Origin of the sequence: Bradyrhizobium sp. 157 (assembly GCF_023073815.1) — a bacterium.
GTDB lineage: Bacteria > Pseudomonadota > Alphaproteobacteria > Rhizobiales > Xanthobacteraceae > Bradyrhizobium.
In genome coordinates this window covers 33,218-47,790 of the sequence record NZ_JADPKF010000107.1, presented here as the reverse complement: position 1 = coordinate 47,790, position 14,573 = coordinate 33,218, and the positions used below count along the sequence as shown (strand labels likewise).

General features: G+C 62.3%; 10 protein-coding genes. 6 read left to right on the top strand and 4 right to left on the bottom strand.

Going from position 1 to position 14,573, the window contains the following annotated elements:
* The first annotated feature begins 55 nt into the window (after window positions 1–55).
* On the top strand, window positions 56–412 hold the full coding sequence (locus IVA95_RS33665) for a hypothetical protein (protein WP_247514418.1): 357 nt from the start codon (window positions 56–58) through the stop codon (window positions 410–412).
* Between the two features lie 573 nt (window positions 413–985).
* Here IVA95_RS33665 and IVA95_RS33660 read toward each other — a convergent pair.
* Entirely contained in the window at window positions 986–1,540 is a 555-nt protein-coding gene (locus IVA95_RS33660; protein ID WP_213251906.1) for a hypothetical protein, read from the bottom strand.
* Between the two features lie 68 nt (window positions 1,541–1,608).
* On the opposite strand from IVA95_RS33660, the gene IVA95_RS33655 reads away from it, so the two are divergent.
* On the top strand, window positions 1,609–2,970 hold the full coding sequence (locus tag IVA95_RS33655; RefSeq protein WP_247514417.1) for a YcaO-like family protein: 1,362 nt from the start codon (window positions 1,609–1,611) through the stop codon (window positions 2,968–2,970).
* A 39-nt stretch (window positions 2,971–3,009) separates the two neighbouring features.
* Window positions 3,010–5,109: a BTAD domain-containing putative transcriptional regulator gene (locus IVA95_RS33650; RefSeq protein ID WP_247514416.1), complete on the top strand. Its 2,100-nt coding sequence runs from the start codon at window positions 3,010–3,012 to the stop codon at window positions 5,107–5,109.
* Here IVA95_RS33650 and IVA95_RS33645 read toward each other — a convergent pair whose 3' ends face one another.
* Both IVA95_RS33645 and IVA95_RS33640 read right to left on the bottom strand, forming a co-directional pair.
* Complete coding sequence (locus tag IVA95_RS33645; protein WP_171583683.1) at window positions 5,110–5,520, bottom strand: hypothetical protein; 411 nt, start codon at window positions 5,518–5,520, stop codon at window positions 5,110–5,112. It lies immediately after the preceding gene.
* A 41-nt stretch (window positions 5,521–5,561) separates the two neighbouring features.
* Window positions 5,562–7,304 carry a peroxidase family protein gene (locus tag IVA95_RS33640; protein ID WP_247514415.1) on the bottom strand — a complete coding sequence of 581 codons (1,743 nt, stop codon included), beginning with the start codon at window positions 7,302–7,304 and terminating at the stop codon, window positions 5,562–5,564.
* Between the two features lie 511 nt (window positions 7,305–7,815).
* Between IVA95_RS33640 and IVA95_RS33635 the strand changes: the two genes are divergently transcribed.
* The gene (locus IVA95_RS33635; protein ID WP_247514414.1) at window positions 7,816–8,691 is read left to right on the top strand and encodes a dihydrodipicolinate synthase family protein; all 876 of its coding nucleotides are present in this window, start codon (window positions 7,816–7,818) and stop codon (window positions 8,689–8,691) included.
* Window positions 8,692–8,693: 2 nt separating this feature from the next.
* Here the strand turns inward: IVA95_RS33635 and ftsH are convergent, their stop codons facing one another.
* Complete coding sequence (ftsH, locus tag IVA95_RS33630; protein ID WP_247514500.1) at window positions 8,694–10,535, bottom strand: ATP-dependent zinc metalloprotease FtsH; 1,842 nt, start codon at window positions 10,533–10,535, stop codon at window positions 8,694–8,696.
* A 347-nt stretch (window positions 10,536–10,882) separates the two neighbouring features.
* On the opposite strand from ftsH, the gene IVA95_RS33625 reads away from it, so the two are divergent.
* Together IVA95_RS33625 and IVA95_RS33620 are read left to right on the top strand one after the other, a co-directional pair.
* Complete coding sequence (locus tag IVA95_RS33625) at window positions 10,883–11,983, top strand: trypsin-like peptidase domain-containing protein (RefSeq protein WP_247514413.1); 1,101 nt, start codon at window positions 10,883–10,885, stop codon at window positions 11,981–11,983.
* 149 nt (window positions 11,984–12,132) lie between these two features.
* Complete coding sequence (locus IVA95_RS33620; RefSeq protein ID WP_247514412.1) at window positions 12,133–14,457, top strand: xanthine dehydrogenase family protein molybdopterin-binding subunit; 2,325 nt, start codon at window positions 12,133–12,135, stop codon at window positions 14,455–14,457.
* Window positions 14,458–14,573: the final 116 nt, after the last annotated feature.

Below are 14,573 nucleotides of genomic sequence, written 5' to 3'. Positions count from 1 at the left end.
CGCAGTGTTAGGCTCGGGAGTTAGCTGCCAGAAAGCCGTACCGAACGGGCGGCCTGTGAGCTATCGCGAGGTAGCGGGGGATGAAATGAGTGCGGAATCGGTTGTCTACTATCTGAATCGCGTGCCGGAGAGCGATCCGAACGATCAAACCGAATGGCTTGTAACGGCCTTGGGGCAATATACCGGCGCGGAATTGCGCGAGCTGCTCTATGTAGCGGAAGAACCTGGCTTCTTTGAATTAATGCGCGGGCTGTTTGCGCTCTCGGACGAGAGCCGTGCCGCCCTGCAGCATTTCCTTGAAACCGGTCACCCGCCGGCCATGAAGGCAGCGATCGACCCGAAGGGCCGGTTGACCATCGAGCATGTCACTGAGGAGAAGCGAATAAAATTGCTTCCCAGGATCGCAAATTAGCGCCTTCATCTCCCGGAGGTTGTGCTAGGATCCCCCAGCTTGAATAGCTGGGGAGCCAACCCATGGCGACGAGGAAGTCTGGCCCGCTTGATGCGATGGTGGGCGCCAGGATTCGTATGTTTCGCGTCAACCGCGGCATCAGCCAAGCCATGCTTGCGGAACGCATCGGCGTGACCTTTCAACAGGTGCAGAATACGAACGGGGCGCCAACCGGGTTGGTGCGAGCCGGTTGGCGCAAATCGCTTCCGTACTCGGCGTCCCGGTCGGTGAGTTGTTCGAATCTTCCCAGCGCGGATCTCCCGGCTTGAATTCACCGGTTCATTTGCTCGTCAAGCCAGGCGCATTGCGCGTTCTCAAGGCCTATGCGCGAGTGGCCAGCCCGCGCGTGCGGCTTTGCGTCGCCAAGCTGGTTGAAAGCATCGCCGATCGAACGCCCGGGGCGAGGGCCACGGTTGCCCGGCTGAATACTGTCGATCGCGATGAGCGGCGGAGGTTTCCCTCGCGGGGATAGTCTTCCGTAGCGAGACGTGCGGCAATCTCGTGCCGCCCCGTTTGATACGGGAGATCGCGGCTTCAGCCGGTCGCGCGCATCGCAAACCGCTCCGGCGGCCTGCTGCCGGGAATGAACTCGCCGATCCAGTCACGGCGTGTTGCTTCGATATGCCAGGACATCGCCTCAGCCGAATAGGGTGCCGGATCAGGAATGTCCTTGCGGATCTCCTTGCCGTCGAGCCAGCCGCAGCTATGCGAATAGCGCGTCTTGCAGACGAGATCGATATCGCCGTGATCCTGCAGCAGCACGTATCCGTCGGCCGGAAAAAACGTGCCGGCAAGCTCGATCGCAGCAGGCAGCTGGCGCACCAGCAGGAATGTGCTGGTGGATTGCGTCTCCGATTCGGAAACCAGCACGCCGACCAGGCTGTGGATTGGCGCAATCGCCTGCGGTGCAACCAATGCGAGAGGCTCCGTGATCGGGCCGGCTGTCGCAATCGAAAGATATTCACCCTCCGGTCCCCAACGGCAGGCGATCAGCCACTCGCGGCTGCGGCTACGAATCAAGGTCGGCTTGGCGTAATCCGATCGAGCAATATCTGCTGCCATGGCTATGACGAAGGCTTTCGCGAGCATAAGTTCCTCCAGGGCGAGGGCGGACTGGCCTCACGTCCGGAGTCTGCACGTCAAGTCGTGAGGTCACCGTGAGCGGTACCGAAAATTCGATGCAGGAATTGTTTGCGCGCGCTGCATCGTTGCTTCTTGGCAACGATGTGGACGCAGTCGGCGATCACGATGCCAGACTCATCCTTGAAGCGCTGGAATATGCCGAAGAATCCAGCAACGGGATTGATTCGCAGCTCGCGAATCGCGCTCATTTGCTGATCGCTGCTTCCCGATTTGCGCGCGTGTTCGAACTGGCCTCGCCCGATGCGCCTGGCCTGATCAGCTTTGGCGCGCAATTCGATCCAGCGCTTGCTGATCCCTTGCATGACGGAAGCCCCCTGGTCGGCGTTTCCGGCGTCGGTCCGACGTTGCGGGAAGCGTTTCAGAGCTGCATCGGCGAGGGCATCGAGTACCTCTCTCAATTGCAGACCGGAACCGACCTGTTGCTCAAACGCGGCGTCGACGATTGGGCCGGAAAACTCGGTCCGAAGGCGCTGGAGCTGGTCGCTGCCCTTTCGGAACGCCGCATGCAACCGGAGCGAGCGCTTTCCTGGTGTCGCGCAACAAGGCTGCCTGACCGAGCCGAGGTGTGGCTTCCGGCGGACATCTGCCTGCGGCGACCACCAGCGCAACGCGAGTTTGCGCCGCCGTTCCCGCTGAGCATCGGATCGGCCGCCGGTCCGTCACGAGACGCCGCAGCACTGCATGGACTTTTGGAATTGATCGAGCGCGATGCAGCTAGCCTGTGGTGGCAAGGCGGTCAGTTGCCGCGGTCGATTCCGCCGCAGCATGAAGCGGGCATCGCGGCGGAGGGGTTGTTGCGGCAGCTTCGGCATGGCGCACCGGCGCCGCGCCGGACATGGCTGCTCGACATTACGACTGATATCGGCGTGCCCTGCGTCGCGGCGGTCTCCTGCCGGGCGGACGGTTCCGGTTTCGCCTTCGGCCTCGCCGCGCGGCCGGCGCTTGAGGCTGCGGTCCGCTCGGCGATCCTGGAAATGTGCCAGCTCGAATTGGCCGACATCGTCGTCGCAGCCAAACGCAGTGAACGCGGCGATGACGCGCTCAACGCACAGGACCGCATCCACCTGCAGCGCGCCGCAATCGATGCTGACGACTGCAGATTGCTGCAGCCGGTCGCAGAGTGCGCGGCCCATCTGCCCTTTCCCGCAACTGAGGCGAGCGTCATATTTGGATTGATCGTACAGCGTTTGGAAAAGGTCGGCATCGAGACGTTCTACCTCGAACTCACGCGCCAGCGTTTTGCCGTTCCGGTCGTCCGCGTGATTGCCCCAGGCCTGCAACTCGAGCCATCCGAAATCGTCACGGCCAGGCTGCAGGATGCGATGGCGCGAAGTGGGGGTGGCGCAACCTATACCGGAGGTGTCCCTTTGATATAGAGTGGCGGGAATTAACCAACCGGTTCCGGAAACCGTTTCATGCCGGCTAGTGCCAACGCGATGACATCAGACAATGCCGCGGCGGCGCCCGAAAGCGCTCCGCGTCTATCGGTATCGCTGGTCGGGCGGCTCGGCCTGCGGCTTAACGGCCGGCCGATCGAATTGCGAACCCGCAAGGCCGGTGCGGTCCTTAGCTATCTCGCGCTGTCAGAGACCAAGCAGGAGAGCCGCGAGCGGTTGGTCGGCCTGCTGTGGAGCCGCTCCGACGAGGAAAAGGCGCGTGCCTCGTTGCGTCAGGTCGTCCGCGAACTGCGATCGTTGCTTGAGGAGGTCGGCTATGACGGTTTCATCGCGGAGCGGCTGCTGATCGGCCTCGACGTCGGACGAATCGAAGTCGATATCGAAAGCGTGATTCAGCTCGCCGAAGGCGGGCGCGTTCATCCGCTGCTGCTCGATACCCCGCAGCTCGACGGGCGGTTGCTCGAAGGAATGGACGATCTCGACCCGTCGTTCCGGGTGTGGGTGCTGGCCAAGCGGCAGACCATCCATGAACGGCTGATGCGCAATCTCGACGAAGGCTTGACCTCCGCAAGCGTTCCCGACGAATCCAAAAAGAGGATCGCGGCCGCGATCGTCAATCTCGATCCGACCCATGAATACGCCTGCCGCTATCTGATGCGGACGCATGCGGAAGAAGGCGATATTGCCGGCGCGCTGCGCATCTACAAGGCGCTGTGGGACCTGCTCGATCGCGACTACGCCATGGAGCCGTCGTCGGCCACCGAAGAACTCGTTGCTAACATCAAGCTTGGTATTATGGAGCGCGCGCCGGCCGATCGGACCGCCTCGGCAGCGAATGACGAATTCGCTGTCAGGATGGTCAGAGCGACCGCTCTCCAGCCGGTCGTCCCGATGTCGCCACCGGTCAATGCGCCTGCCAAGACGCGCCTGGTGCTGCGGCCCTTTGCGATGCACGGTGTCGACGAGGACCACAGCCATCTGGTGCAGGGGTTCTCCCAGCATCTCGCGGCCTGTCTCGTGCGCTTCCGGGAATGGAGCGTCGTCGATCGTCCTCCGGCGGCCCTCGTGCTTCCGGCGGGTACGTCTCCGCAATACTGCATCGAGACCACCGCCTACCAGGCGGGTGCCGAAATCAACATCGTGATGGTGCTTCGGGATGATACCACCGGGATTTATGTCTGGAGCGAAAGCTTCCGGCTCGGCCTCGGCAACTGGTTCGAAACACAGCAGCGCATCATCCGCCGCATCGCCACCTCGCTGAACGTGCAGCTCTCGACCGAACGTTTGATGCGGTTGGCCGGCGAGCCTGACGTATCGCTCGACCTGCATGACCGCTGGCTGCGCGGACAGAGCCTGATGTCGAAGTTCGATCCCGAAAGCTGGCGGCGGGCGGTCGCCATCTTTCGCGATGCGATCCGCGACAATCCGGGTTTCTCGCCCTGCTACAGCAGCCTCGTGCAGATGAACAACATCGAACATCTGGTCCATCCCGGGATCTTTCGCGATCTGGAAAAGGCCAAGGCCACTCTTGAACTGGCGAAGACCGCCGTTCAACTGGACCCGGTCGATTCCAGGGCGCATCTGTGCTGCGGCTGGTCCTATGTGATGGCGCTTCGAGAAGCCGAAGCTGCGCCGCATATGGCGCTTGCCTGCGAGCTCAATGACAACGACCCGTGGACGTTGCTGTCGAGCGCTCACTATGAGGTCTTTTGCGGATCAATCGAGCAGGCCCGGCTCAGGGCCGATCAAGCGCTGACGCTCTCACCTGCGCCTTCCTATCTTGAATGGGCTTATCATTGCACCATTCGCTTTCTATGCGGCGACTACGCAGGCGCCGTTGAGGCCTGCGACCGCGCCAATGGCGTCGGGCGGACATTGCCCGCATGGCGAACCGCCGCGCTGTTCTATCTTGGGGAGTTGGGGAAGGCGCGCGAAGAAGCTCAGCGCTTCGTGAATGGATTACGCTCGTTTTGGGTCGGTACATCGACCCCGACCGACGAGGCTGTCGTGCGGTGGGTCATGCAGGCTCACCCGATTAGCGTGAGAGAGCGACAGGAAACCCTTCGTCGAGGTTTGCTCGGCGCAGGGCTTCCTGTCGGGGATATCGTCCAGCTCTGACTAGGCGCAGAAGCTAATTGTGTAATCGCCGATACGCTCGGCATGCACCTTGAACTTGTCGGCTTCCGGAATTACGGGATCCATCCCGTTGAACAGCCGCTTGTAGAACGGCGGAAGCGGATAGGTCGCGCCCGGCTTGCTGAGCTTCTCTTCGGAATCCGCGATCGCCACGGCGGGCGGCAAGCGCACCACGATCGTGTCCATCTGCTGCTCGACGAACTTCACCTTCGTGTAGCGATCCGGCACCGTCATGAACACCTGCGCCTTGGCGAGTTGCTCCTTGAATTCCTCGACGGTGGTCGGGATCGGATACTCGTTGTCGTCGTCAAGATAGTTCTTGCCCGTCGACCAGGTCTTTACGAGGTTGCCCCAGCGCTCATGGTTGGTCACTTGCATTCTTTCGAGGGCCATAGTTTCTACTCCTCCGGTTTGCGCGAGACGGACAATTCCGCTCACAAAAATGCAGGCACGGCCTGCTGCAGCTCGGCAATTTCGGTGGTCAACTCCACCAACTGCGCCATGTTTGAGATCTCTGGAACTTCCTGAAGTAGGTTCGTCAGGTAAAATTCGCGGGAAACGAGATCCAGTTGGTCGGCGAGCGAGCCGCCGCCGGCCGATTGCGGGACGCTCGCGAGCGCTCCGAATATCACTTCCGAAACGATGATCGAACCCAGCAGCCCGAGTTGCAGGCCCTCCGTCTGCTGCATCGCCTCGAACAAGATGAAAAACGGCAGCGGCGGATCGTTCGAAAGGGTTTCAATGTCCTCATCCGTCAGTGCGCCGTAGGCCGGTGTCGAAAGGAGCCATTCGCGAAGCTGATTGACGCGATAGGCGCGGTCGGCAAGCAGGCGCGAGGTGGCGATGAAATGCGGCTGCCTGCTGCCGATCTCGGCAATCAATGCATCTACCGACCACATGCCGGCGAGGCCCGCGCCGAGCAGGTCGCGATAGAGCAGGCCGACCCGTTCCGTCTCGTCGAACGCCGGAAAGATCTGGTCATTGCCAAGTCCATCGCTGAGATGCGGTCCGATGCGGCGGCTCAAATTCGGCGTCGAGCCGTTAATCTCGAAAAAGCGCGACCATTGCACCATCCATGTTTCGTCGAGCGGCATGTTTGCCGGGTCGTTCACGGAGCTCTTTTCAAGCGTATTGTTGAGGTCGTGGAGCGACCGGTCATTGATCTGGTATTCGGGCCGCACCATGGCGTGACCGAAGCGAAACGCACCGTGCGAAAACTCGAACGGAATTTCCCAATCTCCGATCGCAGGACCGTCGGTTGGTGCGAAACGGTCGATGAAGTGCGGGGCAGGCCCGCAGTAGCTCGCGTAGATCGCCGGATGAATCACCCGTCGCATCAGGTCGTTGCGGATGACGTTGTGATAGATGGCCGTCAATGCGCCGCGAGCGCACAGGAAGCGCTTGTAGGCGGCGCCGAACTGGCCGTTTGGCCCGGCATTGCCTTCATGGCGGCGAATGATATCGACGAGCCCGTTGTGCAGCAGCGCAAACAGCGTGGTGAGCTGGGACATTACGGCGTGATCGTCATTGCGCGGATCGGCAACCAGCGCTTCGGTGAGGGCAATGCGGACACCCGCTATGCTGCGATCGATGCCCGTCACGTTCTCGGCGGGGGTCCGTGCGATATCGCGAAATGGGCAGCCGGTCGCCGATTGCTTTTCCTTCCAGCGCATTCGCCCGAGCCGCAGCTTGGTGCGCCGGTCGTCGCTCGGTGCGTCGAGCGCATAGATGTGCGGTGATCCGACCGGGCCGCTGCCGTACAGCGTTTCAAGCCGAAGCGGCGCACGACGGGCATTGGTCGTCCCTCGGCCGAGCCCTCCCGCGACCGAAAGCGGAATCGCCGAGTGAACCAAATCATGCGCAATGAACTGCAGCAGATAAGTGTAGCCCGAGGGGATGAAGGGATTTTCCCAGTGTTCCGCCGATCGAGCCTGGTGTGGCGGCCATTTGATGGCGGCATCCATTCGCCGTGACAGGCGATGCATCAATCCGCGAAGCTTTGCATGGTGTGACGGCGACTCGAGCGGATCGATACCGAAGGCGCGGAAGCGCTGCGAAGGAGCCGGTGTGCCGAGGAAGTGACGAAAGCCGGGAACTGTCGCTGGCGGATTAGAGCCGCGCGGACTGAGCTCGGAAGTTCGGAAGGAGGATGCGTCAGTGACCTTCTGCACAGCCATCAAGACTATTCTCGCGATTGGTCAAGGCTGCGAGAGTGCGAAGAAAGTCGTGAAATTATCGTGAGTTAAATCGTTAGAACCTGTGAACATCTGTGGACATCTTTTGGCCATGTGGTGCAGCGTGCATAGCGCGTGACGCGGCCTCTCGGGCCCTGCTTTCCGGCAAGTGGTGCGACGGTATGATCCGGAACCTGCAGGCGCTTTTGGCGCGTGAAGCTCATCGAGGACGGCATCCTCGGCGCGACATTTCGGCGCTATGCTCGCGATGATGATTGTTGTTTCAGGCGCTGCGCAGGCGAGCCGCCGCCGACGATCGATCCGACCAACTATTCAATCGAGCTGAGATGCCGATATGGAGTCGCGGCCCACGCGCGCGGCAGCCGCTCAAGGCAGCCAACATGACATTGCTTCGGCGGATGGGATCAGGTCATCACGTTTGCGAAACGTTGTCTTGCGCCGGTATTCCGGATAGCCATGGCGGTCCGGACTCTCCTGAAGGCATATTCCTTCCATGGCTGATTTTCACGGCGTCTTTCCCTATCTGGTCTCACCAGTCGATGGATCAGGCCAAATCCGCACCGAAGTGCTGGGCCGGCTCTGCGACGACCTCATCAAGGCAGGCGTGCATGGGCTGACGCCGCTGGGATCGACCGGCGAGTTCGCCTATCTCAACCAGGCGCAGCGTGCCAGCGTCGTGCAGGCCACTATCGAAGCCGCTGATGGCCGCGTGCCGGTGATCGCCGGGGTTGCCTCGACATCGACGGCGGATGCGGTGGCGCAGGCGAAGGCGTATCAAGAGCTCGGCGCCGACGGAATTCTTGCGATCATGGAAGCTTACTTCCCGGTCGCCGACGCGCAGGTCGAATCCTATTTCCGCGCCATTGCCGACGCGGTCGACATTCCCGTCGTGATCTACACCAATCCGCAATTCCAGCGCTCCGATCTCACGCTCGACGTGATCGCGCGGCTCGCGACCCATCCACGCATCGGCTATATCAAGGACGCCTCCACCAATACCGGCCGGCTGCTGTCGATCATGAATCGCTGTGGACAGGCGATCCGCGTGTTCTCCGCATCCGCCCATATCCCAGCGGCGGTGATGCTGATCGGTGGGGTGGGCTGGATGGCCGGTCCTGCCTGCATCATCCCGCGGCAGAGCGTCGAACTCTACAATCTTTGCAAGGCGGCGCGCTGGGATGAGGCGATGGCGTTGCAGCGCAAGCTATGGCACATCAACGAGGCTTTTGCGCGGTTCAACCTGGCCGCCTGCATCAAGGCCGGACTTGAGATTCAGGGTTACGCGGTCGGCGATCCCATCCCGCCGCAGGCGGCGCTGACGGCCGAGCAGCGCAAGGTGGTCGAGGCGGCGCTGCGCGATCTCGGATAAGGTTAGATCGCCCGCAGCGCCTCCTTCGGTGTTTCGCGTATCAATGCCTCAAGGTCGCTCTGCTCCAGGGTTTCCTTCTCCAACAATTTTTTCGCCGCGCGATCCAGGATTGCACGGCGCGCCTTCAGGATGCCCTGCGCGCGTTCGAACACCCGATCAACGATCGCGCGAACCTCCTCGTCGACTGCCGCAGCGGTTTCGTCGGCATAATCGCGCTCGCGCGTGGGGAAGGGCCGATCGGCCCCGGCCAAGAAGTTGCCGGGATCACGCTCGTAGGCGACGCCGCCGAGTTTTTCGGACATGCCGTAGCGCGTCACCATGCTGCGGGCGATATCCGTGACGCGGCGAAGATCGTCGGCGGCGCCGGTGGACAGGTGGTTGAATACGATCAACTCCGCCGCCCGGCCGCCGAGCAGCACCGCCATCTTGTTCTCCAGTTCCTCCTTGGTCATCAGGAAGCGATCTTCGATCGGGCGCTGGATGGTGTAGCCGAGCGCGCCGACGCCGCGCGGGATGATCGATACCTTGTGCACGGGATCGACGCCGGGCAGCGACAGCGCGATCAAGGCGTGACCCATCTCGTGATAGGCAACGATCTCGCGCTCCTTCGGATTGAGCAGGCGGTTTCGCTTCTCCAGCCCCGCGACCATGCGCTCGACGGCGTTGTTGAAATCGGTCATCGCGACGGCAGTGGCGCCGCGCCGCGTCGCCAGCAGCGCGGCTTCGTTGACCAGATTGGCAAGATCGGCGCCGGTGAAACCGGGCGTCAGTGCCGCGACCGCCTCGGCATCAACGCCGGAGTCGAGCTGCACCTTCTTCATATGAACTTTAAGAATTTCGGTGCGGCCCTTCTTGTCGGGGCGGTCGACCAGCACCTGGCGGTCGAAGCGACCGGCGCGCAGAAGCGCCGGATCGAGGATTTCAGGCCGGTTGGTGGCGGCCAGGATGACGAGGCCGGAGCGCGAGTCAAAGCCATCGAGTTCGACCAGAAGCTGATTGAGCGTCTGCTCCTTCTCGTCGTGGCCGCCCGCAAACGGCCCGATGCCGCGGGCGCGGCCGAGCGCATCGAGTTCGTCGATGAAGATGATGGCAGGCGCTTTCTGATGTGCCTGCTGAAACAGGTCGCGCACCCGCGCCGCGCCGACGCCAACGAACATCTCGACGAATTCCGAACCTGAAATCGAGAAGAACGGCACCTTGGCCTCGCCGGCCACCGCCTTGGCCAGCAGCGTCTTGCCGGTGCCGGGCGGACCGACCAGCAGCACGCCTTTGGGCATGCGCCCTCCGAGCCGTCCATAGTCGGTCGGATTTTTCAGGAAGTCGACGACTTCGCGCAGCTCATCCTTGGCTTCGTCGACGCCGGCCACATCGGCAAACGTCACGCCGGTATCGGACTCGACATAGATCTTGGCCTTGCTCTTGCCGATCGCCATCAGCCCGCCGCCGAGACCTCCGCCTTCCATGGTGCGTTTGCCGATGTACCACCACAGGCCGAAGAACAGCAGCACCGGCATGACCCATGACAGCAGGTCGCGGAGAAAGGTGCTCTCGATCTGGCCAGTGAAGCGGACATTGTATTTCTCGAGCTCCTGCGCGGTCTCCTGATCGACCCGAGTAGTGACGAACTGTTTCTGCCCACCGGACAGCGGCTCTTTCAACGTGCCCTGCAAGGTCCGGTCGGAGATACCGACGGTCGCGACCTTCCCCTGCTTCAGCAGCTGTTGGTACTCGCTGTAGGGGATGACGGCGATCTGGCTGGCAGTTGAAATGAAGTATTGAATGATGAAGATGCCAAAGATGGCGGCGATCGCATAGCCGACATTGAAACGCGCTTTGTTGTTCATCATCGAATTGTTGTTCATGATCGAACTCCGGGCGCACGCCCTCGCGGCAAGCGCGTCGGCGCATTCACCTGGTCCATAAGGCCCGTGGCCCTGGACTGCGTCTCCTGACAATGGGAACAGCGAGGTTTGGTTTCAATGGCGACTACTTCTTGCGCGACAAATCGCGCTGCCTAGATGCTGCCCAGATCATGCAGGACAGGGGGTTTTTAGTGCGCCAACAAGCCTCTGAAACACCAGAAACTTTCGGCCAGCCGGGGCGTTTGTCACGCGGACACCACAGCGGGCTGAAAATCCCGCCTCCCGCTTTCGCGCCTTGCAAGCGAGCGGCATTACCAGATGAGTGACCGATGAACCGTCGCTTCGCGCTTTCTTTAGCCGTCATAGCAGCCGTACTGGTCGCGCTGACCCTTTCCAATATTCGCTACAGCCCATGGACCAAGACCACCGCCCGAACCGTCGACCAGCGCGGTCCGCTGTCCGATGCCGAGCGCGCAAACATAGAGCTTTTCGAGCGAGTCTCGCCGTCGGTCGTGCAGGTCGCGGCGCGATCCGCCATAGCCAATCCCTTCGAAGAAGAGGAAGGCCCGGCGGCCTCCGGCCCGGCAGCCTCCGGCACTGGCTTTGTCTGGGACAGTAGCGGTCATGTGGTCACCAACAATCACGTCGTGCAAAATGGCCGCGAGGTAGCCGTTCGCTTCGCCTCGGGCGAGGTGGCCCAAGCTTCAATCGTCGGCGTAGCACCGAACTACGATCTGGCGGTGCTGCGGATCAGGAATCCGCGCCAGCTGCCGCCGCCGGTGGCGCTTGGCAGTTCTAACGACCTCAAGGTAGGCCAAATTGCATTCGCGATTGGCAACCCATTCGGACTAGATCAATCGCTGACGAGCGGCATCATCAGCGCGCTCAAGCGGCGGCTGCCGACCAGCAGCGGTCGCGAGATTGCCAACGTGATCCAGACCGACACCGCGATCAATCCCGGCAATTCCGGTGGCCCTCTTTTGGACTCGGCGGGACGGTTGATCGGCGTCAACACGGCCATCATCTCGCCCTCCGGCTCCAGCGCCGGCATCGGCTTCGCCATTCCGGCCGATATCGTCAATCGTATCGTGCCCGAACTCATCAAGAATGGTCGCGTACCGACCCCGGGAATCGGCATCGTCGCTGCCGGTGAAGCCGTTGCGACGCGCATGGGCGTCGAAGGGGTGATCGTCGTGCGTACCGCGCCCGGAAGTCCGGCCGAACGGGCCGGCATCCGTGGCGTGGATTTCAACTCGGGCGCGCTCGGCGACGTGATCGTTCAAGCCGATGGTAAGCCGGTTCACCGGCTCTCCGACCTGACCGATCAGATCGAGCAGGTCGGTGCGGGCAAGAGCGTCCGCATCACACTGAAACGCGGTTCGGAAACGCGCGATGTCAACGTCGATATCGTGGATATCAGCCGCGGCTAATAGCCCCCTGCAGCAGAATCATACCCGTTCGCGGTCACCCGCGCCCGGCGCGTCGGTGCATTTGTTACAGTGAGCTGAATGAGTTGTCTCCTGCGGAAAAACCGCTAAAACCCCGCTCGATCTGACAAGGAAGCTCGAAGGACAAACTGATGAACATTCTTCCCGGTAATATGCGGTTTGGTGCGGGCCAGCCGGTCAAGCGTTTGGAAGACCAGCGACTGCTCACCGGGAAGGGACAGTTCATCGACGACAAGCCGGAGGAGGGCGCGCTGTGGTTTTACGTGCTGCGCTCACCCCATGCTCATGCCAAAATCGTCTCGATAGATACCGAAGCCGCCGCCGGGATGCCCGGTGTCGAAGCGATCTATACCGGGGCCGACCTGATCAAGGACGATATCGGCACTATCCCCACGCTTGCGATCTTCAAGCGGCCGGACGGCTCGCCGATGACGGTGCCGCCGCGGCGTTTGCTCGCCCACGAAGTCGTTCGCTATGCCGGCGAGGCCGTGGCCGCCGTGGTGGCGACATCCCGCGTGCTGGCGCAGACCGCGGCCGAAGCGATCGTGGTCGACTACGAGGTGCTGCCCTCAGTGGTCGACCCTGTCGAGGCGGTGAAGCCTGGCGCGCCGGTGGTGTGGCCCGAAGCGCCCGACAACATCGTGGCTGTCATGAGCTACGGCGATGCCGCCAAGGTCGAGGAGGCCTTTGCCAAGGCTGCGCACACGGTCTCGCTCGACCTGGTCAGCCAGCGGCTGGTGCCCTCGGCGATGGAGCCTCGCTCGACGATTGCCGAGATCGAGAAGAAGACCGGCCGGTTGATCCTGCACGTGCAGTCGCAAACGCCCGGCTCGACCCGGGACCTGCTCGCGGAATCCATACTGAAGCGGCCGAAGGATAGTGTGCGCGTGCTGGTCGGCGACATCGGCGGCGGCTTTGGCCAGAAGACCAGCCTCTATCCCGAAGACGGCATCGTTGCTTACGCCGCGACCAAGCTGAACAAGAAGATCCGCTGGCGCGGCGATCGCACCGACGAGTTCGTCGGCGGCACACATGGCCGCGATCTGACCTCGACCGGCGAATTCGCGCTCGACGCCAAGGGCCGCGTGCTCGCCTATCGCGTCCGCTCGATCGGCGGCACCGGCGCGTACTCGTCGGGGACTGGGAACATCATTCCGCTGGTGCTCGGGCCGTTCGTGCAGACCGGCGTCTACGATCTGCCGCTGGTGCATTTCGAGGTGAAATCGGTGATGACCAACACCGCGCCGGTTGGTGCCTATCGCGGGGCGGGGCGGCCGGAAGCGGTGTTCGTCGTCGAGCGGCTGATGGATGCCGCCGCGCGCCAGATCGGCATGGACCCACGCACCATCCGCAAGGTGAATTACATCAAGCCCGCGCAACTGCCCTATACCAACGCCGTCGGCCAGGTCTACGATTCCGGCGCCTTCGCGCATATACTGTCGCGCGCCGCTGAACTATCGGATTGGGACGGCTTTGCCGCGCGCAAAAAGACGGCGAAGAAGAAGGGGCTGCTCTACGGCCGCGGCCTCACCAGCTATATCGAATGGACCGGCGGGCGCGCGCATACCGAAAAGGTCAGCCTGCACGCGACCGCGGAAGGCCGCGTTATCCTGCATTCCGGTACCATGGCGATGGGGCAGGGCCTGCAGACCACTTACACGCAAATGGTATGCGATACGCTCGGAATTCCCATGGACAAGATCGACGTCGTGCAGGGCGATACCGATCTCGCCACCGGCTTCGGCAGCGTCGGCTCGCGCTCGCTGTTTGTCGGCGGCACGGCAGTTGCGGTTTCCACCAACGATATGATCCAGAAGGCGCGCGAGAAGGCCTCGAACGTGCTGGAAACGTCCGTCGAGGATATCGAATATCGCAACGGCTGGCTGACGGTGGTAGGCACCGACAAACGCATCAGCCTGTTCGAGATTGCGAAGAACGAAGATGGCGCGCGACTCTCCGTCGATTCCGAAGGCGAAGTCGACGGGCCGAGCTGGCCGAACGGCACGCACATTTGCGAGGTCGAGATCGATCCGGAAACCGGGGTGAGCAAGGTGGTGCGTTACACCACGGTCGACGACGTCGGCATTGCCGTCAACCCGATGCTGGTGACCGGCCAGGTGCACGGCGGCGTCGCCCAGGGCATCGGGCAGGCGCTCTATGAGGGCGTCGCCTACAGCGAGGAAGGGCAGCTACTCACCGCCAGCTATCAGGACTATTGCGTGCCGCGCGCTGACGATATTCCGCCGATTGCCGTGACGCTGGACGATTCCGGGCCGTGCCGCACTAACCCGCTGGGCGCCAAGGGCTGCGGCGAATCCGGCGCCATCGGCGGCCCGCCCTGCGTCACCAACGGCGTGATGGATGCGTTGAGCGAGCTCGGCATCAAGCAGCTCAACACGCCGCTGACGCCGGCGAAGGTCTGGCAGGCGATAAGGGATGCGAGGGTTGAGGACTAAGAGGCGCTCTCTATCCTCTCGTCATTCCGGGGCAACGCGAAGCGTTGAACCCGGAATCTCGCGCCGCAACTTCGAGGTTCCGGGTTCGCGCTTTGCGCGCTCCGGAACGACGGAGC

Excerpts from the sequence above, each read along its gene's own strand:
- IVA95_RS33660 (WP_213251906.1), bottom strand. The coding sequence starts at position 1,540 with ATGCTCGCGAAAGCCTTCGTCATAGCCATGGCAGCAGATATTGCTCGA.
- IVA95_RS33650 (WP_247514416.1), top strand. The coding sequence starts at position 3,010 with ATGCCGGCTAGTGCCAACGCGATGACATCAGACAATGCCGCGGCGGCG.
- IVA95_RS33645 (WP_171583683.1), bottom strand. The coding sequence starts at position 5,520 with ATGGCCCTCGAAAGAATGCAAGTGACCAACCATGAGCGCTGGGGCAAC.
- IVA95_RS33640 (WP_247514415.1), bottom strand. The coding sequence starts at position 7,304 with ATGGCTGTGCAGAAGGTCACTGACGCATCCTCCTTCCGAACTTCCGAG.
- IVA95_RS33635 (WP_247514414.1), top strand. The coding sequence starts at position 7,816 with ATGGCTGATTTTCACGGCGTCTTTCCCTATCTGGTCTCACCAGTCGAT.
- ftsH (WP_247514500.1), bottom strand. The coding sequence starts at position 10,535 with ATGAACAACAAAGCGCGTTTCAATGTCGGCTATGCGATCGCCGCCATC.
- IVA95_RS33625 (WP_247514413.1), top strand. The coding sequence starts at position 10,883 with ATGAACCGTCGCTTCGCGCTTTCTTTAGCCGTCATAGCAGCCGTACTG.
- IVA95_RS33620 (WP_247514412.1), top strand. The coding sequence starts at position 12,133 with ATGAACATTCTTCCCGGTAATATGCGGTTTGGTGCGGGCCAGCCGGTC.